14 protein-coding genes are annotated in these 20,879 nt (G+C 55.4%); 9 read left to right on the top strand and 5 right to left on the bottom strand.

Going from position 1 to position 20,879, the window contains the following annotated elements; translation table 11 throughout:
* Positions 1–130: 130 nt before the first annotated feature.
* Entirely contained in the window at positions 131–568 is a 438-nt protein-coding gene (locus MW898_RS04345; protein ID WP_248904879.1) for a hypothetical protein, read from the bottom strand.
* Between the two features lie 694 nt (positions 569–1,262).
* Between MW898_RS04345 and MW898_RS04340 the strand changes: the two genes are divergently transcribed.
* The 5 genes from MW898_RS04340 to surE all read left to right on the top strand — a co-directional run bounded on the left by MW898_RS04340 (position 1,263) and on the right by surE (position 9,355).
* A complete protein-coding gene (locus tag MW898_RS04340; RefSeq protein ID WP_248904877.1) occupies positions 1,263–2,435 on the top strand; it encodes a M24 family metallopeptidase in 1,173 nt (390 codons plus the stop codon).
* Positions 2,436–2,510: 75 nt separating this feature from the next.
* On the top strand, positions 2,511–6,206 hold the full coding sequence (locus tag MW898_RS04335; RefSeq protein ID WP_248904875.1) for a glycoside hydrolase family 97 N-terminal domain-containing protein: 3,696 nt from the start codon (positions 2,511–2,513) through the stop codon (positions 6,204–6,206).
* A 91-nt stretch (positions 6,207–6,297) separates the two neighbouring features.
* Complete coding sequence (locus MW898_RS04330; RefSeq protein ID WP_248904873.1) at positions 6,298–7,020, top strand: prephenate dehydrogenase; 723 nt, start codon at positions 6,298–6,300, stop codon at positions 7,018–7,020.
* Positions 7,020–8,483, top strand: coding sequence for a small ribosomal subunit Rsm22 family protein (locus tag MW898_RS04325; RefSeq protein WP_248904872.1), 1,464 nt, complete (start codon positions 7,020–7,022; stop codon positions 8,481–8,483). Before MW898_RS04330 ends, MW898_RS04325 begins: the two co-directional genes overlap by 1 nt.
* Positions 8,484–8,584: 101 nt before the next feature.
* Positions 8,585–9,355 (top strand): 5'/3'-nucleotidase SurE, encoded by a 771-nt coding sequence (gene surE / locus MW898_RS04320; protein ID WP_248904870.1) that lies wholly within the window; start codon positions 8,585–8,587, stop codon positions 9,353–9,355.
* Between the two features lie 253 nt (positions 9,356–9,608).
* On the opposite strand, the gene MW898_RS04315 is transcribed toward surE, so the two are convergent.
* Positions 9,609–9,830: a hypothetical protein gene (locus tag MW898_RS04315; protein WP_248904868.1), complete on the bottom strand. Its 222-nt coding sequence runs from the start codon at positions 9,828–9,830 to the stop codon at positions 9,609–9,611.
* Between the two features lie 92 nt (positions 9,831–9,922).
* Positions 9,923–11,932: a hypothetical protein gene (locus tag MW898_RS04310; RefSeq protein ID WP_248904865.1), complete on the bottom strand. Its 2,010-nt coding sequence runs from the start codon at positions 11,930–11,932 to the stop codon at positions 9,923–9,925.
* A gap of 438 nt (positions 11,933–12,370) precedes the next feature.
* On the opposite strand from MW898_RS04310, the gene MW898_RS04305 reads away from it, so the two are divergent.
* Entirely contained in the window at positions 12,371–13,486 is a 1,116-nt protein-coding gene (locus MW898_RS04305) for a Gfo/Idh/MocA family protein (RefSeq protein WP_248904863.1), read from the top strand.
* A 116-nt stretch (positions 13,487–13,602) separates the two neighbouring features.
* Here MW898_RS04305 and MW898_RS04300 read toward each other — a convergent pair whose 3' ends face one another.
* The gene (locus MW898_RS04300) at positions 13,603–15,045 is read right to left on the bottom strand and encodes a flippase (RefSeq protein ID WP_248904862.1); all 1,443 of its coding nucleotides are present in this window, start codon (positions 15,043–15,045) and stop codon (positions 13,603–13,605) included.
* Between the two features lie 184 nt (positions 15,046–15,229).
* Here MW898_RS04300 and MW898_RS04295 point away from each other — a divergent pair, with 184 nt between their 5' ends.
* The 3 genes from MW898_RS04295 (at position 15,230) to MW898_RS04285 (ending at position 19,432) form a co-directional block, all read left to right on the top strand.
* The gene (locus tag MW898_RS04295; protein WP_248904860.1) at positions 15,230–16,195 is read left to right on the top strand and encodes a hypothetical protein; all 966 of its coding nucleotides are present in this window, start codon (positions 15,230–15,232) and stop codon (positions 16,193–16,195) included.
* A gap of 160 nt (positions 16,196–16,355) precedes the next feature.
* Complete coding sequence (locus MW898_RS04290; protein WP_248904858.1) at positions 16,356–18,275, top strand: hypothetical protein; 1,920 nt, start codon at positions 16,356–16,358, stop codon at positions 18,273–18,275.
* Entirely contained in the window at positions 18,272–19,432 is a 1,161-nt protein-coding gene (locus MW898_RS04285) for a WD40/YVTN/BNR-like repeat-containing protein (RefSeq protein ID WP_248904855.1), read from the top strand. Before MW898_RS04290 ends, MW898_RS04285 begins: the two co-directional genes overlap by 4 nt.
* On the opposite strand, the gene MW898_RS04280 is transcribed toward MW898_RS04285, so the two are convergent.
* Complete coding sequence (locus tag MW898_RS04280; protein WP_248904853.1) at positions 19,420–20,877, bottom strand: sulfatase; 1,458 nt, start codon at positions 20,875–20,877, stop codon at positions 19,420–19,422. The genes MW898_RS04285 and MW898_RS04280 overlap by 13 nt on opposite strands.
* Between the last annotated feature and the right edge of the window lie 2 nt (positions 20,878–20,879).

The raw sequence follows: 20,879 nt of genomic DNA, 5'->3' as shown, positions 1-20,879 counted from the left end.
TCCTTAACGTGATCGCACTCGGGAGATCATTGCAGTGCCAATGAAGGCCACTGTCGACGGGGAGCCCTGAAGAGAGTGAAGGGGGAGTTCAACCGAGATGGCTACGCGGTACGCTCACGTTACGATACACTCACTGATTCATCGAATTGGTATCGATCCATGTCCGTTTTCGCCAATGAGGACACGTTGTATCCATTTGTGCGACACACCGATCGACGATTGCATCGAGCTTCGTTCCTGTCGACTGGATTTGTTCGCGCAAGCACTGGATTTCAAAGCCGCTTGTGGCGTTAGCGTGGCGTTCGAGTAGATCATCGAGCACATGGAGTTGCTCTGTGACTGCGGTTACCGTGCTGTGCGGAAACGAGTGTCCGCACGGGCGCAGCGTTGTCATCGGTTCTACCGAATCGTCCGTAGCGAGACCTGACCCGAATGATTCGAGATCATCATCGATCAGTAGTTGGACCGTAGGTGCGTCCTGACCAAGTCCCGGTACGGAATCGACACGCAGCCACTTTTCTGTGCCATCTGGAACTGTTCCACACGAGGGGCAGGCAAATCTTACCATGATTACATTCATTCATCAGTCAACTAAGGATCGTCCGCTGCACTTGCAACCCCGTTATCATCACAGTGTAGACACCACTACACAGACACGCTTGCGCTGTATGCCATTCATTCGATTCCTGCTCGGACGTCAAACAGCGATTCGAGAATTGCCACCAGTCAGACCAAGTGGAGTAGAGTAGAATAGAGTGGTGTACACTGCGTGCACAAACACGCACGCAGCGTGATACTCTCCGACTGCGTCGGCACACCCTGCTGGCCAGCGAGTGGCGTGGAATGACAGCGGTTGGTGCCCAATCGGGTGGGATGGATGCACTCGCTAGCCGCATTCGTCCGTTCCGTCGCCAATAGAAAAGCGATTAGGGAGCATCAATCATCAATCTGATCGACACAATACGATAATACACTCGACGGGCCTTGAAAGCACAGCGACGGTGTCTGTCTGTCGACGGTTTATAGAAATCCCTTCAGACAGCGTAGCTTTATTGACGGATCTACGAGTTGGTAGCATATGTCCACGCCGATAGAGTGGTTGATACAGACGTTTGGACCGTTTCTCATTCCACCAATACTGTTCGTTATGGGACTGATCGGCTATAGCCTTCTTGTGCTCATCAATCGCTGGCGATGATCGAGACACGAGAGAGCGACACCGCATCTAAAGCGTTTTGTCCACCGACGTATAGGACAGAAACATGCAATCTGATGTTTCAGATCTCGAAACGTTTCTTTCCGACCGAACTATCGACGGCTACCTGATCGACGCGGACAGCGAAACCTCCAATCAACGGTATCTGTCAGGATTCGACGCACCCGACCCGTTCGTGACGTTGTACGCCGACGGTGTACAGCTGCTCGTTTCGAGCCTCGAATACGGAAGAGCGAAACGAGAAAGTAACGCCGAGACAGTGTCACGGTACAGTGACTTCGATTACCGCAAAAAGCGTGAGAAATACGATTCGACGGAGGCGAACAACCGCGTCGTCGCTGCGTTCCTCGAAAAACACGGTGTCCAATCTGTGGCCGTTCCGGCGCGATTTCCGCTCTCGACTGCCGACGGACTACGCGATCTCGACATCGACGTGACAGCAGACACCAATGACACGATAACGAAGCTCCGCGCGACGAAAACCGACGAAGAAATCAAGAACATCCGCACTGCCCAACGTGCGAATGAAGCGGCAATGTCCCGTGCCGAAACGCTCATTCGGGAAGCGACAGTCGAGGCAGGCACGCTACACTACGATGGAGAGCCACTGACGAGCGAACGCGTCCGTCGCGAAATCGAAATGGAGCTCCTCAGAAATGACCACGCGCTTGATGAAACGATTGTTGCCTGTGGATCCGACGCAGCTGACCCACACGATCGGGGCAGCGGACCACTCAAAGCAGACGAAAGCATCATTATCGACATCTTCCCACGTGGAAAAGACTCGAAATATTTCGCCGACATGACTCGGACGTTCGTGAAGGGTTCGCCCTCGGAAACGATTCGAGAGTGGTACGAGCTCACGCTTGCAGCCCAAACGGCTGCCTTGGACGCCATCGAACCAGGTGTGACTGGCGCGGACGTTCACGACGCTGTCTGTGATGTGTACGAGGACGCGGGCGAACCGACACTCCGGAGTGATGAACGCACGAAGACGGGCTTTATCCACAGCACGGGCCACGGAATTGGACTCGACGTTCACGAGCGACCACGCATCGCAACGAACGGCGAGACACTCGAACCGGGCCACGTCATCACCATCGAACCGGGGCTGTACGATCCCGCAGTTGGCGGTGTCCGAATCGAGGATTTCGGTGTCGTTACCGAAGATGGCTTCGAAAACCTCGTCGATTACCCAAAAGAACTGATTATCGAGTAACGGAGACAGAGAGCAGTTATCGAACAATCCTGTCAGAGGAAAATTTTATTACGTTCGAATTAGCCATGCTAGCTGATGTTTGACGAACAAAATCAACAACAATATACACGGCTTAGTCGGCGGGCGTTCGTCGGTGGACTGGCATCGCTTGCTGTTGCTTCGTCCGTTTCGCTCGCTGTCGCAGACGATACTGCCGCGCAAGTGACGAATGGCGACAGCACTGCCACACAGACGCTCAGTTCTCCAGACGGCGCTGTCGAACTGACTGTGGACGTGACAAATGGAATCCCAAGTTACAGCGTCGTGCACGACGGAATGACGGTTATCGCAGACTCGACGCTTGGCTTCGAGTTTCAGGATCAGGCTCCGTTTCACGACGGGATCGTTGTCACCGGAACCGAGCGTTCAGCGACCCACACGACGTGGACACCGATCTGGGATCAGTACGACGAGATTCGAGAGCAGTACGCGGCGCTTCGAATTGGACTGCAAGAAGCCGCCGACCCCGGTCGTTCGCTCACGCTGGAGGTTCGCGCGTTCGACGATGGTGTCGGTTTTCGGTACGTTTTCCCGGAAAATAGTGGCTTCGGAGGGTTCGTCATCAGTTCGGAACGAACAGAATTCTCCTTCAACGGAGACTATACGTCGTGGTGGATTCAGAACGACTTCAACAGTTACGAATACGCATACAGCGAGACATCGTTGAGTGAGATCAGCTCTCAGAGCCCGACAGGCGGTGTACACACTCCACTCACGATGAAAGCCGCCGAGGATCGGTATCTGAGCATCCATGAAGCGAGTCTCGTGGACTACGCTGCGATGGCAATCGAACCACAGTCGGAGGGTTCGGTTACCTTCGAGTCCACGCTGGCCCCACTACCCGACGGAACGAAAGTGACGGCAGCAGCTCCACACCGGACACCGTGGCGGACAATCCAAATCGGCAGACGACCAGGGGCGCTCGTCGAGTCAAACCTCGTACTCAATCTCAACGCACCCCACGACCCGACCGACTTTCCACAGGGAACCGACTGGATCGAACCCCAGAAGTTCCTCGGTGTCTGGTGGCTGATGATCACCGGCCGGGCAGACTGGGAGTATATGGGTCCAGAAACGGGTAATCACGGTGCTCAAACCGGACGGATGAAACGATACATGGATTTCGCGAGCGAACATGGCATTCCAAGCGTGCTCGTCGAAGGGTGGAACAAGGGTTGGAGTACGTACCCTGGCGACGGGAGCGCGATGGACTTCGATGCTTCCTATCCCGATTTCGACTGGGAGGAGATCACGGAATACGGTCAACAGCTCGATCCCTCGGTCAAGATGACCGCACACAACGAGACCGCCGGAAACATTTCGAACTACGAGGCTCAGTTGAACGACGATCCCAATCCGTTCGCCGAGTACGAGGAACGGGGCATCCATTCGATCAAGACCGGTTACGTCGCCGACAGCGGTGTCACCATCGATGGAACGACGTACAACCATCACTGCCAGCCGCTGGTTAACCATCACCGATTGGTGTATCGAGCGGCGGCCAAACACCGACAGATGCTTGAGATCCACGAGCCGATCAAGCCGACCGGCGAACGCCGAACGTATCCAAATGTCATGACCCGCGAGGGCGTGCTGGGTCAGGAGTACGACTCGTTTGGATACGTCAGCCCCGCACATCACGTGACATTCCCATTCACACGGATGCTCGGCGGGCCTGTCGAGTACACGCCGGGGATCTTCGATGCGGATTCAGGTTCTGGCGGGATCGAGGCGACACGGGCCAAGCAGCTGGCGATGTATCCGACCTATTTCAGTGGTCTTCAGATGATTGCGGACCTCCCGGAATCCTATCTCGCAGAGCAGCCAGCGGTACTCACGCTTGGTGGGGTCGCACAGGCCGAATTCGGCGAACTCGATGGATTTCCGACGGCCGCAAAGTGGGCCAACGCCCACGGTGGTCAATACGTCCCCATCGATCCCAACCGCAGTAGCAATGCAACGGCGTCATGGACGGTCGAGGATGTTTCGGCTGGCGAGTACGAGTTCCATCTCCGGTACGCCAGCGATGAGGAGAACAACGCTGTCCCACCGGAGACGCCCAGAACGGCGACCGTGATGGTCAACGGGTCGCCATCCACCCAACTCGATGTTCCACCGACTGCCTACTGGGATGAGTGGGAAACGGTGTCGACGACTATCTCGCTTACCGCAGGCGAGAACACGGTCGCAGTGGCAGTGACAGACGAGGACACTGGCGGATTCAACCTCGATGCCGTTGCCCTCACCGACACAGGCCAATCGATGCCGGAGCCAGACACCGACCCGACGCTCGGCCCAACGGTGCCTGCGTTCCAGTTCATCAAAGACGTTCCTGCCGCCGGTTGGGACGATACGCGAGTGCTGGACGCAGCAATCGGCGAGTACATGATCACCGCCCGACAGAAAGAGGACGAATGGTACGTCGGTGCGATGACCAATGAAAACGGCCGTGCACTCGATATCCCACTCGACTTCCTCGACGCTGCACCCGGCAGGCGAAAGGGGCACGAGAAGCACAACGGCAACGGCCACGGGAAAAGCAGCGGCAACGGTCATACGAGAGGGAAGTACGTTGCCGAGATCTATTCGGACGGCATCGACGCCGAGTACGACACGAATCTCTCGGACGTACGCATCGATACGGCGATCGTTACGCCACGCACGACGATACTGGCCTCACTGATCGAGACGGGCGGTACGGCCATCCGGCTGCGGCCAGCGACCGGTCGGGAAATCGCCGAACTACCGACCTACGAACGGCCCACACAGACTGTCGATGTGTCTATCGAGGCCGAGACGTTCGTCAAAGAGCCGTTCATTGTGGCCGCTGGCTCCAACAGCGGGGATTACATCGGTGGCACAACCGTCGAACTCGTCGTCGACAGCGAGGTTGTGGCGAATGCGAACATCCGTTTTGCACCGAACGCCACGGATCAGACACCGTTGTCGTACTCGATTGACACGCCAGGAACCCACGATGTAACCGTCCAAACGGCCGACGGAACAGCACTAGCGACAGAGACTGTGACGGTCAAACCGCCGGTGACCGTCGCTTCCCTCTCGGATTCGGCCGACGACGATCACGGCCCCGGACGCTACACCTACCCGACCAACAGCGCCTTCGAGGACGGTGCGTTCGACCTGCGCTCCTTTACGGTCGAGCAGACGCCGAGCGTGTACGAATTTACCTTCGAAGTCGAGAACCTATACAACGCGTTCGGGAGTAGTCGAGGATTCTCGCCTCAAATGTTCGTCCTCTGGATGCACGATCCGAACAAAGACGGCGGCTCGACGACGAGCCTCGACGATCTGCTGGCCACGACATCGTTCGAGCAGCCGTGGCACTACCGCATGGAGATCAGTGGTTTCACCAAGAGCCTCGTTGATTCGACGGGCGCGCCAGTGACCGACGCAGGCAACCAGATCACACTTCGAGAAGCCGTCGACACGTCGTCGAACACCGTCACGGTGAGCGTCGATCGGAGGGCTTTCGACGATGGCGACGTCGCGGACCTAGAAGTTGTTCCAGTCGTTCAGTCCGAGGACCGCGGAACACTGCGTCCAGTCGCGGAAGCGAACGAATCCTACGTCTTCGGCGGAGCCAAGTCCGGCATAACAGCGATGGCACCGCGGATTATGGACACGATTACGCCCGAAGGCATCACACAGCACGATGCGCTTTCGTACACTGCCGAGCAGCGAGCCTCGCTCCCGTTCGTATCGCTCAGGTAAGTCGAGTGCAGTGAGCACTCGGATCGAAACGCGTGCGACCGCGTTGTCTCGGTCGGACAGGCTTTTGCGTACCGGGATGAATCCGTGACATATGAACGTACTCGTCGTTGGCGCGGGGGAAATGGGAACGTGGTTTGGTGGGTGTCTCAGTGGGTCGGTTGCCTATGCCGACCGAAACAAGACTAATGCAGAGCGGGCCGCGACAGCGACGGATGGGCGCGCTGTTGCTGTCGATACCGACGAACGCTTTGACGCTGTCTGTCTCGCGGTCCCGATCCCCGCTGCCGAAGTTGCGATTGCGACACACATCGATCGCGCTCGCCGAGCGGTGCTCGATTTGACGGGCGTTATGGGACCAGCGGTCGCTGCGATGCGAAAGCATGGATCAGATCACGAACGGATGAGCCTTCATCCGCTGTTCTCTGCTCGACACGCTCCCGGTCGTATCGCCGTCGTTCCCGACGCCTCGGGTCCGGTGACGGACGGCATTCGAGATGATCTCTCCGCTGACGGGAACACGTTGTTCGAAACCACAGCGGAGGAACACGACCGCTCGATGGCAACCGTCCAAGCACGAACGCACGCCGCCGTCCTCGCGTTTGGGTTGGCCAGTGAAACCGTACGAGAGGAGTTCCATACGCCGGTTTCGAAACAGCTCTCTGTTCTCGCCGAGCGAGTCACGAGCGGCAATCCACGGGTGTACGCCGAGATTCAGGAGGCGTTCGGCGGGGCGGAAGATGTCGCTCAGGCTGCTGTGCGTATCGCCGACGCGGACGAGGAGACGTTTGAGGCGCTCTACCAGGAGGCAAAATAATGAACGACGAACAACGCGAACAAGTGCGGAACAACGCCCGGTATCTACAGAACGTGCGCCCGATCGATCCCGAGGAGATATACGAGTACGTCGAGGGACAGCCCCATCCAGCTGTTGTGCGGCAAGTGCTCCGCGAACAGGCGTTCGATCTCGGACTCATCGAGCGTGATGAGGCGTTTGTCCCGGTGTCGGACTCACCTGTCGAAATCGAATTCGATGGTGTCGATCGGATACCTCTATCCCACGTCGAACGACTCGAAACACTCCTTGTCGAACGCTACGGCGAACAGTGGGAGACAGGAGAGTCGGGTGACCGACTCCGAGAAAATATCCGTCAGTTCAAAGCCGAGTACTTCGATCAACGATCCGTCGAGTACGACGCTGAAACTGCGCTCGCATACGCCATATACCATTTACCAGACAACTATGCGGTCGCTCAGCATGCATTCGCCGATCTCGCTCGTGAGGACTGTATCCCACATCAACTGCGACTACTCGACGTCGGTGCGGGCGTCGGTGGTCCGGCACTCGGAATTCTCGATTTGCTGTCCGATGTGTGTCTGATCGACTACCACGCTGTCGAACCGAGTGCCGCCGCGGATGTGTTCGATGCGCTCGTAGAACCGGGATGCAACCAATCCGTCACGCTCCACCGCCAAACCGCCGAAGCGTTCGAGCCAGACGACGAGTACGATCTCGTGCTGTTCGCAAACGTTCTGAGCGAACTCGACGATCCGGTTCCGACTGTCGAACGATATCTCTCGTCTCTGGCAACCGACGGAACGTGTCTCATGCTTGCACCAGCAGACGAGAACACGGCCACGGGACTGCGAGCGATCGAGCGAGAACTAGTGGACGAACAAGACTACACGGTGTATGCTCCGACAGTGCGACTCTGGCCCGATCGGACTCCAGAATCGACCGTTCAGGGCTGGTCGTTCGACGTCAAGCCAGATATCGAAACACCCACGTTCCAGCGTCGGCTTGCACAAGCAGCCACCGAGACAGCAACAGCACAGGACACCGATTCAACCGACGAAACGGAACCGGAAACGGAACAGCGACCAGAGGAGTTCATCAATGTCGACGTTCAGTACGCCTATTCGGTACTTCGTCGTGATGGCCGGCAACGGATCGAGTTTACGCCCGATCCCTCGCGGTTCGCGCCGATGGCTGAATCGGAAAGCCACGTCTCGGATCGGATCAACCTCGTTGGTATCAAACTGAGCCACGACATCGGTTCGGCCAACCCGCTGTTCGAAGTTGGAGACGGGAGCGAAACGGTCGATCACTACGCGGTGCTCGCAAACGAGACTGGCCTGAACCGTGATCTCCCGCAAGCGGAGTACGGTACGCTCCTCGCGTTCGAGAACGTACTCGTGCTCTGGAACGACGACGAACAAGCGTACAACCTCGTTGTCGACGAGGAGACGATCGTAGACCGTATCAGCACTGTGTCGTAGCCCAATAAATGTTGTAAACGGGAACGAAAGGAGGCCGAAACGGTCGACAATTCTCGCAATGAGAACGGTGCGCTTTTTCTGTCTCGCTCCTGAGACGGATCATGAACATCCTACTCACGAACGACGACGGTATCGAGGAGACTGGGTTGCGCGCGCTCTATGCAGCGCTCTCGGAAGTGGGAGACGTGACAGCCATCGCCCCTGCCGACGACCAGAGTGCTGTTGGACGCTCAATGTCGAGCCGCGTCGCCGTCGAGGAGCACGAACTAGGCTATGCAGTTGAGGGAACACCGGCTGATTGCGTTGTCGTCGGGATGCAGGCGATCGAAACCGAGATCGATCTCGTCGTCTCGGGCTGCAACCGTGGAGCGAACCTCGGTGCGTACGTGCTCGGTCGTTCCGGAACGGTGAGCGCTGCTGTCGAGGCCACCTTTTTCGAAACGCCTGCAATCGCAGTTTCGATGTACATTCCCGGTGGCGATATAGCGTTTCAGTCGTTCGATCCGGATCTCGAAGAATACGACGAGCCTGCGCGTGTCGCCCGCTACCTCGCCGCGAATACCGTCGAGTCAGGCGTGTTTGAGCACGCAGATTACCTGAATGTGAACGTCCCGATGTCGGCTGAGGGTCCGTGTGAGATGGAAATTACCGAACCATCGAGCGTCTATGCAATGGACGCCGTCATAGACGAAGAACACGTCGTGCTCCGAGACCGGATTTTCGATCGGATCGACAATGGAAACGTTCCCGACCCAGACGGGACGGACCGACGAGCCGTTTTAGACGGACGAGTGAGTATTTCACCGCTCACCGCTCCACACAGCATGAATCACCACGAGGCACTAGACGAACTCGCCGCGGAGTATTCGTAAGAAGAGCGGCTAACACACAGTATCGCTGCCTCGGTGGTTCTAATTGATCCAGCAAACTAGTCCGGTCAAGCCGTTAGATCGTCTAAGATGCCTCTGGCTCGTCGATATAGGGAACGCATTATTCTACTGCAATGAAGAATTCAAAGTCAAAGACAGCACCAAACACCACGTTCGTCGATTGTGAGGATAGCCAGATGCTCAGCGTGTTGGTCTGATCAGATGTAATCGAGTCTCGCGCACGCGAGAAGCTTAGTTAGAGCATTTCGAACAGGTCACAGACATCGTCAGGATGCGCGACGATGAATTCGGCATCACCGATCAATCGATCAGCTGAGGGAAGGAACGCAAGGTGTTCTTCGCCCCGACAGCGAGTTTCGGTCACTTCCCAGCAGTCGAGTTCGTATCCGAGGTCCTTCTCTGGATCGGGATCAGGTGGTTGATGCAGCCACTCTGAGCGCCCCTTATCGGTCGTCATGTATTGTTTCGGTTACCCCCCCAGAGCGATCGAACATCGAGCGTGGTGACGATCGCGCTTCGTGTGGTTGGTAGACTCATTATTTTCTCCTCCTATTTCTCGAAGCTAATTGCAGCATCGCCGTCGATGTCGAACTGAACGATCTGTCCAGAAAACTGGAAACTGTCTTGGTATCCATCGACGGTTCCGCAAGCAGACGATTTATTGACAGTATCATCCATATCGGCGTGCGATCCTTTGGTGAGCGATCCATCGACGGTGAACGAGTACGAAGTAGGTTTTTTCGGTGTCTGTCCGTCGATGACGAGCGTATGCTGCTGCTCGCTGTCTCCGAGTGTGTTCGGATCGACTTCTTCTCCATCGATACGCACCGTGGCGTCACCCTCCAGCGTGAATGCGATGATCGAACCAGTGAACGTGAACCCGTCGCTGTAGCGAACGACGAATCCCGATACCCAGTTGTCCCCGACAAACGTATCATCGCCTGTATCGAACCGACCGAGACGCTTGTTGGGATTTACCTGCCCATCGACAGCAAACGAATACGAAGATTTCGAACCTGCTCCCTCGATCTCCAGCGTGTGTTCGGTCTTCTTGCTCGCTTTCGACTCACCACTATTCTGTTTCGGAGAGCTATCTGGCTCGGCCATATCCTTCTCCTTCGAAGGGGTGTCTGTGTTCGGAGCTGACGTGGCTACTTCGTCGGCGGCCTTTTGCGGGCTGTTCGGCGTGGATGATGGTGCGCCGACGCTTTTTGGGAGTGGTTTCCCCGAATGTCTGATGTTTTTCGACTGCCCTGATGAAGAATCGAGGGAGACAGCCTTCGCGTTGACCTCGATAACACTATTTTGAACGAGAGTGTCCGCAGAATCAGACAGGACGACGCCTTGCCGTTCGTCTCCGGTTTGTTCGATGTAGCTGTTTTTGATCTGTGTATTATCGGCTTCCTCGGCGAGGATGGTTGGTCCCTCTGCCGCAGCGCCGGTGATCTGGACGGTGTCCATGCGGAGCCACCGTGCGCCCGAACTCGCGCTGTGGCTGCCTTGTGAGGTTTTTCCCTCGCGGTAGATCGCCGGCGCACCGTCGTTGTTGTAAACAATCCGTGTGTTAGAGACAGCGAGTGTTCGGCCACCGGTCCACATAGAGATGGCTTGCCCGGTGGTTGGGTTGTCTTGGATGATGATATCTGTGTTCCGGATCTGTGCGCCAGCATCGTCGAATCCGCCCGTGTCGCTATTTCCTTGCTCGACGACAATACCGCGCATTTTGAACGAGTCGTCCTCTCTGGTGCGTGGTCCGGAGTACTTGCTCGGGTCGACTTCGATGGTTGTACCATCGACGTAGCTGCCTTTCCCCGAAAAGCGGATGCCAGCAACGTTGTTGTTGCGGTAGGTGCCGCCCTCGACTTGGACCGAACTCAGAGATCGGCTCGCGTAGATACCGTTGTTACCGAACTCTTCGAGATGACAGTCGATGACTTTGATCGTCCCTTCGCCGCCGTAGATAGAAATTCCAACACGACCATCTCCACCCTTGTAGTGCGCCCACGCCGAGCCTTTCTTCGCAACGAAGTTTTTCACGACGCCCGTTGCGTCTGGATCGTTCACGCGGAGCTGCCAACAGCGGGTAACGTCGCTCGAATCGGCAGTGCCGCGCCCGATGTGCTCGATGTTCTCGATGTGGAATCCTCGCTCGGAAGCAACTCGGATCCCTGTCGCGGTATTCTCGGGCTGGATGTCGACATCGAAGTTCTCATACAGTGCTTGTTCACACGAGCCGTTGATGAAAAATTGGTTGTACCCTGCAGGAAAGGTGAACAGCACGTCGTCGCTCGTCCCACGAATCCCGATCCGATCGGTATCGAGCGTTACCGATCCATCCCAGTGATACGTCCCTGAGGGGAATTCGACGAGCGTCTGCCCGTCGAGGGCCGACTCGACCTTACTCGAGACGTCTGCGTTCCCCTTTGGATCACAGCCCAGATCAGCGACCGCATCGACAACGCGATCGAATGTGATCCCGTGGTGGGTTGCTGCGCGTGCACGCCCAATCTGCGTTGTACCGACTGCAGAGCCGGTGACAACGGCTCCGGTAAGCTTCATATACCCACGTCTGCCTAATTGTAGGCTTCTCTTATTCTCTCCCTTTCTCTCTGCATTGGATGGCATCGTTGGGTAATGCAGGATTACTAAAAAGTACCTTGCGGCTACATACATCCATTTTCCAGTTCCTAAACATCATGGATTGAAAGCAATTACCCACGATTGTATACCACATAACTATAATGTAAAATCCTCTATACTAATTGTAGGTAATCTGTGCTTATCGGTTGTAAGGCGTGGCTACCGTACGAAATCGCGGTATTTGATAGAAAAGCGATGTACGGTAGCGTTTCACACTCGAATCTCGGGCGCAGACGTATGAAGAACAGTCAACTGACGAAACGGATGGTGAGTCAAGACCACCACACGACGAATAAGGAGACCTTACCCGAACCCAAGAGACGTATAACAATGCATACGATCGATAAATATTACTTTATGGTACTCAGAACAGCAGTCGTCGGTGCGGGTGTTGTATCGGGAACACATCTAACAGCACTGAGGAGATGTCCGAAGACGACGCCTGTTGCCGTCTGTGATATTGACGAAGAGCGGGCGACGAAAGTAGCGCGCGAGCACAACACAACGGCATACTTCGATATAGACGAACTGCTCTCCTCAGAACAGTTACACTGGCTACATATCTGTACTCCTGTACAGACACACGTTACACTCGCACGGAAAGCGATGGAAAGCGGTGTTCCCGTTCTGATTGAAAAGCCGATTACGGAGACGAGCGACGAACTTGATGAACTAATCGAGATCTCAGAAGAGAACGACGTCGTATTGTCGTCAGTTCACAACCACGTGTTCGATCCGGCCATGCGAAAGGCGCGTAAGCTGATCGACGAGGGGGTTGTTGGCAAGATCCGTGGCGTTGACCTGACATACACTGGTACATCGTTCGCTGATGAACCAAATCGTGGATCGTGGACGTTCGAATTGTCGGGTGGAGAGTTCGAAGAGGGAATTCCACATCCTCTGTACATCGCGCTGACGATCGGAGGATACCCAAAGAACGATGACGATATCGACATACAGACAGCGTTGACGAAGTCGTACGAGCAGCCGTTCTCGTACGATTCGGTGATGATGCAGTATCCGACAGTCAATGGGGGCTTGAGTTCAATCAGAGTGAGTGCGGGTGGTGTTCCACAGCATCAGCTCAGCGTTCATGGCGACCGCAGCTCGCTACTCATCGACCTCATTTCTCAGACCGTCGTTCGCATCCGCAGAGACTACACGACATCGTCGATCAATCGTGCCCGAAACAACCTCGACAGAGCAGTTGGACGGGTCATGGGAACGGCAAACATGGTTCAGGACGTTCTGTCCAATCGGTTCGACAGTAGTTGGGAGAGTGAAAAGGCACTGAAAACGCACTTCTACCAGATCGATGCCGAAGCGAATGCACTGCTGCGTGGAGATCAACAGCCAGTTCCCATCGAACAGGCACAGTGGGTTATCAGGATGATGGAACTGATACGTGACGCTGCTAACGAAACCGAGCAGGCCAAGCCCCAACAATCCTCAACCCAGCAACAACAGCAGTAATCTACCGGGCACTAAATACGCTCGGTGGAATCTCTGAGAAGGGTCGAATTCGGGCTGTGTCGTTCGATAAACGTCAGAAGAGGAATTCACACGTATTCGTACGCCCACGCTGATTCTCACTCGTTCACATTCCCGATGAACGAATGGACCAGCGAGGGATCAATCAGTCCGCTCATCACTGTCAGTCCCATCCAGACCGCTCCTGCGATGAAGATGACCGTAAGCAGCGAGATGAGACTGGAAACGAACGGGAGCAGGGTTATCACGACACTGGACATGAGTCCGGTGACCAGACAGATTTTGAGCGTTTCTTTTGTGAGACTCTGAACGTTGATTGGGAACTCTTGGTTGATAATATACAGTTCAACGATGATCAGCGCAGCGTACGTGATGACGGTCGAGAGAGCTGCACCGACGACGCCGATAACAGGGATGAAAAGGACGTTCAAAATCACGTTTGCCACCGATGCGCCCGTCTTCGCAATCGCTCGGTCACGTGCGCGTCCAACGAAATCGAGACCGTCGTTGGTGATCTTATCAATCGCTCGTAGCAGGATGTAAGCGCCGAAGACTTGAACGACGGGAACGGCACCGAGATAGTCCGTTCCAAAGAGATATCTGATCGTCGGCTCGGACACCAGCAAGAGGCCCGTTCCTGCGGGGATGTAGATCAACGCTGTGTGAACGAACGCGTTTTCGTACAATCGAGCGGCTCCATCGAGATCGTCGCTTGCTTTCTGCTCACCGTACGCGGGAGAGATGGCAAATCCGAGCGAGGTTGCAGGGACTGTGACAAAATCAGCGATCTGTTTTCCGAGCACGTAGAAGCCCACCGCTGCGGGATTCAGGAAAAACCCAACGAGGATCGTATCAACATCCTTATCGAGCGTGTGACCACTGCGTGTGATCGTGAGCGGAATACTGTATCGGAGGATTTTCTTCGAGAGACCGGGTTCTGGACTCGCATCCGATTCGTAGTTTGGAACGAATCGGCGGTAGATGACACCCAACCCAACGATGGCAGCGACTCCATACCCGACCACGTAGCCAGCGAGCGCACCGAGTGCACCCATTCCGAGGAGTAAGAATACGACCGCAAACAACAACAGACCGACGTTCGACAGTGCTCCAATAAATGCGCTCCACCGCACTCGGTTGAACCCTTGAAACACGATCGATGTGAAGGTAGAGAGCGTCATCGTCGCGATGTAGCCGGCACCGACGACCAGAAACGGTTCGAGGGACGGCTCGCCGAGCAGTCGCGCTATCGGTCCGCTACCAACAACGAATACACCACAGACAATGATGATAGCGAGGATATTGTACTGTAATGTCTTGGTGATGATGTAGGGTATCTGCGATGGATCCTTCGTTTTGTACTCTGTTATGTAGCGTGCTGCTGATTTTGCGAGCCCGAGATAACTGAACAGGAGCCCGGTTCCGAGAACGGAGATCGATAAGTGCAGCAGACCGTACTCGTCCGGTTGGAGAAAGTAGTTCGTGAGCAATAGGACGATGAGTCCTTTCGAAAGCATGCGCGCACTCTCGGCTACGAGCATGGCTTGTAAACCGCGTATAACTCGTCGTGCGAGAGACATAGCCACTTAATCGCTGGCAACGGACGATTCGCGTATAGTAATGCGCGTATTATCTCGACACTACCAGTTCAGACATTCTATCCGGAAGTCCAAATCTGTCCTAGTAGCATCCTTACGATGAACAACCAGTTCCAAGTAGTGGATAATGTACACACTGCCGCAGCTGTGGCGGGGGGTCCGGCGTGGGCTTTCGACGCCATCATATTTTGCGCGGGAGTTGAATCGACTGTACAACCGTCAGCTCTTCCGGTACGAGTACAATATCGACGGTGTCGACGTGATGGAAGAGGAATGGGACAACCTGATCGTCCTCGATGCTTGTCGGTACGACCTTTTTGCCGACCACCACGACTTGCCTGGCACGCTCGAACGGCGAATCTCCAGAGGATCACACACGGTTGAATTCCTCATCGGAAATTTTTCTGGAAAGGATCTGTTGGACACTGTCTACGTAACTGCTAGTCCACAGCTTCATCGACGACGTGATCGGATCAACACCGTCTTCCACGACGTGATCAACGTCTGGCAGCGAGAGTGGGACGAAGAACACGGGACGGTGCTCCCAGAAACGATGACGAAGTACGGTCGTCGCGCAGCCAAGCGCTACCCAAACAAACGCCTCATCATTCATTACATACAACCACACTACCCGTTCATTGAGAATCCGGAGATCGATGTTGGCAGGCGGTTGCAGATGACAAACGGAGGAAAAGACATCTGGGAACAGTTGCTGGCCGGCGAGACGACAGTCTCAAGGAACGACATTTGGCAGGCCTACCGGAACAACTTCCGTCGCGTGCTCCCATCAATCCACGAGCTGCTCGATCTGTTGGTCGGAGCATCGGTCGTGACGTCAGATCACGGGAACATGATCGGTGAGCGATCATCACCGCTCCCAATTCGTGAATGGGGCCACCCATCTGGAACCTACACAGAGGAGTTAGTCATGGTCCCATGGCAGGTTATTCCGTCGACGGAGCGACGGAACATTCGATCGGAGCCCCCGAAGAACCGACAGCAGATGATCAGCTCTGACCCACCAGAGAGACGACGGCGTTCGACAGAGCATATTGCGAGAGATAGGCTTCGGGATCTCGGATACTACGACTGACCGACGCCATAGTTAACCCAAACACACCGGATTAGACGTCCAACTATTCTCGTATATGAAGGGCATAACAATGCACGACGTGATCCAACGGAAGCAGCAATAGGAGCGAAACGGTGATGTGGAATACTAACAGTATGCCGTCTCTGGAGCTTCGGTATCAATGACGGCATCAGTGAAAGAAGGCGATCGCAGAGTATGGGAAAGACCGTTACTGATCGTGGGTTTTCTCTCGTTAGCGGGTGCCATCATGGTGGCATACAACAACCCGACAACGGGATATGAACTATCGATGTACACTGCGACACCCATCGCGGTCTGGGCCGCTGTCGGTGCCGCGCTTATAATGGCGCTGTGTGTTGCGTTCGTCTCTCCGATCAGTTCGTATCGATTCCTCGCCCTCGTCCTCGCTGCGTGTTCGGTTTTCGCAGTCATTTCGCTGCCGCTCATCCGTGGTTACTACTTTTACGGGACAGCGGATCCATTGACACATATTGGCCTCGCGAAAAACCTCGCACGCGGAGAACTGAGTCCGTATGGAATGATCTATCCCGGCATCCACACCCTTTCGGTGTTCATCACTCGAATCACTGGTTACCCGCTCACGCGGTCACTACTGATCGTCATCCTCTGTTTCGTTCTCGTTTACTTCGTGTTTGTTCCCCTCTGTGTCCGATTGCTCGTATCAGGGAGTCACGCTACCGTAGTGGGGTTATTCTCGGCTCTCCTTTTGCTTCCCATTAATCACATCAGCACTCACCTTCGTGTCCATCCGTTCACCCTCACAGTTCTCTATTCGTCATTTGTTATTTTCCTCCTCTTAAAGGTATTCACAAACAGGACGATCAGTGGAAGACGTTCCCCGGACGTTCGCTCAAAGAAAGCGGATACTGGTCCAAAAACCATTACGGGAACGTTGCTCGCGCTTGCGCTCGCTGTCACTGCTGTTGTGCTGTATCACCCCCAACAAGCGCTCAACCTCCTCATTCTGTTCGTGACAGTCTGTGGAATACAACTGTTCTATCGGCTCTTCTATTCCTCACATCCAGTCTCCAAGCATCCAACAATGTACGCCTCAACGGCGTTTTTCTTTGGAGTCTACATTCTCTGGACTGTCAGAACAGGGTGGTTCAGACGGCTTGCCGGTAAGCACCTGAGCAAAATCATGGCGTATATCGACGGGAGGGGTACTGCGGGACAAAGCATCCAGTCACAGGGAGCTTCGTTGTCTGTCGTCGGGGCCAGTCTCACCGAAATATTCGTCAAGCTCTTTTTGCTGGGTGTGGTGTATGCACTCCTGACCGCTATTATCACCCTCTTTTCGTTGTATCACGGCATCGACGACAGCGTGACCGAGGAAAAAGGAATGCGATTGTACATCTCGTTGAGCGTCGTTCCAATGGTCATCATATTCTTCGTCTATCTCGCAGGAAGTATCTCAGGAATGCAGTTTCGACACCTCGGGTTCTTGATGCTGCTGGCAACGATCCTCGGGGCGGTTGGGTTGGTTCTGCTACTAGATCGGCTCACTCGCGTGATTTCTCGGCCAAAAGCCGGCACCGTGGTTGCGATCTGCTTCGTGTTCATGTTAGTGCTCGCGCTCGCACCAGTCTACCAATCACCATACATTTACAAAGCGAATTTGGAAGTGACGGAACCCCAGATGGAAGGATACGATGCGGCCATTGACATACAATCACCGAACACGGAAATTCGCGGTGTTCGCATAGAGCCCGAGAGATACAGTGATGCGACGCAAGGTGTCGCGTGGACGCTCCCTCGAGAGAAACTGTATCGGAAAACGGTGCCAGCTCATGGACTGTCACGGCTACAGCCAACGCTCGACGGAACGCAGTACGTCATCGTTACCCAAATGGATGAAGAGCGGGAGGTCACCGCGTACCGCGAGCTCAAATATAGTCGTCAGGGATTCCAATCCCTCGACAATCAGCCGGGAGTCAACCGCGTCATGTCAAACGGTGAAGTGCAACTGTACTACGTCGAAGACGAAGAAGCCGATCGCAGCTCACAGGCTCGTCTTTCGCAGTCGGAACGTCGTGCGATAAGTACGCAAGAACAATGAAATTACAGGGTGTCCACAACGGACGGCTGTATGCGTCTCACGGACGATCGATTCTCAGAGAACGCACGTCAGGGTCGTTCGAAACACTGGGCCGGCTTCCAAATCCACTCACCGGCCTCGATGCACTCCAGTATTCGCTGAAGACGACACAGCCGTGGAAATCAGTTGTAGGATGGTTCGTCGGAGCATATCAGACGACAAACGTCTGGCCGATCACGGACACAGTCCTGCTGGCGACGGCCGGTCGACAGCTATTCGTCTCGCATAACGGCGGAAAGGACTGGCGGGTGAGCATCGAACTCCCACCGTCGTCGGGTCTCACCGGTGTTCTCCTCCCCGCTGTCTGTGTTCACGATGCAGCGATCTATCTCGGGGAGTATCCGCTTGCGGACGATGCAGTGCCTCGCGTGCGACGTTCGAAGGACGCAGGACGCACGTGGGCAACAGTGCTCGAACTACCGGACGTTCGCCACATTCACTCTGTGCAAGTCGATCCTTACACTGGCGATATCTGGATGACGACCGGTGATACGGACGAAGAATGTTACATCGGCCGGCTCCGTAATGGACGGTTCGAAATTGTTGGCGGTGGGGACCAGCGGTGGCGAGCCGTTGAACTCGTCTTCACGCCGTCATCGATCATCTGGGGAATGGACTGTGTGTATACAGAGCGAAATCACGTCTTTCAGCTCGAAAGAGATGAGATCTCCAGCTCGGGAACCCCACATATCGAATCAGTCACTACCGTCCCGAACTCAATCTACTTCGGTACGTCACTCATCGTTGATGGCACACAGTGGGTCGTGTTCTCGACCGCTGCCGAAGCTGGAGGAGACAGCACGGCACCGGACGGTCTGACCAACGAGACTGGAAACGAGAGCAAAACGGCGATGGTTATTGCCTCGCCAGCAACGTCTGAATTCACGGAGTGGTACGAGATCGAACGCTTTCAAACGCGACGGCGACCCGTCGAATACATCGATTACAAACAGTATCTCCCGTCTGCCAACGCGTACATTTTCCTCGCGGCAGACGATGACCGAGGACTATTCATCAACCCGTACAACACCGCAGCCAGTCACGGACGCATCATTGACATTCAACCGAAGACGTTCAATCGTCTGACCAAGGCCAACCCCGTGAATCAGTCCAAATAGCCCAAGTCTTCGAGCTGTGCTTCGACACTCCCACTGAGATCCTCGGGTGTCGACTCGTCCGTCGACGAGCCGTTGGCCGACGCTGTTGCGGTATCGAGCTGACTCGTCCGCTCGATCATTAGCGATCGTAGCTGCTCGAGCGTCGATGCGTCCACTTCGACAGGGACTTCATTGAGTCCGGTTCCACGGAAGAGATACTCATGGGATTGCTGTGTCGGGTCCTGATCAGACTCGTGTTCGGAGGTCTGTTCTTGCTCGTTTCCATTCGTTCGTTCAGAGGGGTGCTCCACTGGCGTCACGTATTTGGTCGTGCCATCACACAGTGCACGCCAATGTGTGACTGTTTCTACTTCCCGACCAGTGTGCGGGATGAAGTCCTCAACGAGCGCAGTTGATGGCGCATTTTCGAGAGACTGTTCGAGGTCACCGTCCAGCACTGTTTCGAAGAGTCGGTGTAGCTCGAACGGTTGGTCGATACGCACGGGCTCTGTCTGATTCGGTTCTTTCACGAAGAGGGGAACGGTCGTGTTCACGTCCCGCACGTAGTGGGGCGGTCTCTCGTCGCGGTCGTACTCACCAAGCGTCTTTCCGTGGTCAGCACAGATGATGAGCAGCATGTCCTCGTACAGTCCTTCTCGTTTGAGGACCGAAAGCAGCGTCTCGACCATCGAATCGAGATACTTCACGCTTGCATCGTAGTACTCCAAGAGTCGAGCGCGCGTGTCTCTATCGAGCGATGACCGACCCATGATGTGCGCGAGCAGTTTGACGTTGAGCCGACGAGCTTCGAGTGCTGTCGGACGGTCCAGCCCGAGCGCGCGGAACGCGCTCTGGGGCGGATAGTACGGACTGTGGGCCTCCATGAGGTTCATGAACGTAAACGTCGGGTCGTTCGTATCGGCAGTGTGCTGGAGCCAGCGAGACGCGCGGTTTACGAGTCGCTCGGTGAAGAACCGACGTTTGAGTAAAACGAGTGGCTGACGGCTCGCGTGTCCGAGTACAGTGTGGAGCTTCGAGTAGAGACTGGCGAACCGTCCGTGAATTGGATGATCGGACCGACTGATTTCGAGGTCCCACTCGACAAACTCCTCGAAGCCACGATCTAGTCCTGAAAGCTGGCCGACCCACGGATTGTTTGAGAACCCAGCGGTGTGGTAGCCTCGTTCAGAGAGCTGTTCCGGAAGGGTTGGGATGTCGGATGACAGACGAAGTCGCTGATCGGTAAAGCCGTTCGTTATCCCGTGTTCAGAGGGGAACATGCCAGTGAACAGCGAGCAGTGACACGGAAGCGTCCACGGTGCGGGAACGTACGCGTGCTCGAAGACGGTTGCCTCACTCGCAAGCGTATCGAGCGTTGGGGTTGTCTCTCGTCCGTGTCCGTAGGCCGAAACGCGGTCTCGTCGGGTTGAGTCGAGAACGAGCAGGAGAACGTCAGGATCGGACATTA

The organism is Halocatena marina (assembly GCF_023276375.1).
Lineage (GTDB): Archaea > Halobacteriota > Halobacteria > Halobacteriales > Haloarculaceae > Halocatena > Halocatena marina.
The sequence above is the reverse complement of the archived record's forward strand: the minus strand, read 5'-3'. Positions and strand labels throughout refer to the sequence as shown.

Excerpts from the sequence above, each read along its gene's own strand:
- MW898_RS04310 (WP_248904865.1), bottom strand. The coding sequence starts at position 11,932 with ATGAAGCTTACCGGAGCCGTTGTCACCGGCTCTGCAGTCGGTACAACG.
- MW898_RS04315 (WP_248904868.1), bottom strand. The coding sequence starts at position 9,830 with ATGACGACCGATAAGGGGCGCTCAGAGTGGCTGCATCAACCACCTGAT.
- MW898_RS04295 (WP_248904860.1), top strand. The coding sequence starts at position 15,230 with ATGTACACACTGCCGCAGCTGTGGCGGGGGGTCCGGCGTGGGCTTTCG.
- surE (WP_248904870.1), top strand. The coding sequence starts at position 8,585 with ATGAACATCCTACTCACGAACGACGACGGTATCGAGGAGACTGGGTTG.
- MW898_RS04285 (WP_248904855.1), top strand. The coding sequence starts at position 18,272 with ATGAAATTACAGGGTGTCCACAACGGACGGCTGTATGCGTCTCACGGA.
- MW898_RS04335 (WP_248904875.1), top strand. The coding sequence starts at position 2,511 with ATGTTTGACGAACAAAATCAACAACAATATACACGGCTTAGTCGGCGG.
- MW898_RS04280 (WP_248904853.1), bottom strand. The coding sequence starts at position 20,877 with ATGTCCGATCCTGACGTTCTCCTGCTCGTTCTCGACTCAACCCGACGA.
- MW898_RS04325 (WP_248904872.1), top strand. The coding sequence starts at position 7,020 with ATGAACGACGAACAACGCGAACAAGTGCGGAACAACGCCCGGTATCTA.
- MW898_RS04305 (WP_248904863.1), top strand. The coding sequence starts at position 12,371 with ATGGTACTCAGAACAGCAGTCGTCGGTGCGGGTGTTGTATCGGGAACA.
- MW898_RS04300 (WP_248904862.1), bottom strand. The coding sequence starts at position 15,045 with ATGCTCGTAGCCGAGAGTGCGCGCATGCTTTCGAAAGGACTCATCGTC.
- MW898_RS04290 (WP_248904858.1), top strand. The coding sequence starts at position 16,356 with ATGACGGCATCAGTGAAAGAAGGCGATCGCAGAGTATGGGAAAGACCG.
- MW898_RS04330 (WP_248904873.1), top strand. The coding sequence starts at position 6,298 with ATGAACGTACTCGTCGTTGGCGCGGGGGAAATGGGAACGTGGTTTGGT.
- MW898_RS04340 (WP_248904877.1), top strand. The coding sequence starts at position 1,263 with ATGCAATCTGATGTTTCAGATCTCGAAACGTTTCTTTCCGACCGAACT.
- MW898_RS04345 (WP_248904879.1), bottom strand. The coding sequence starts at position 568 with ATGGTAAGATTTGCCTGCCCCTCGTGTGGAACAGTTCCAGATGGCACA.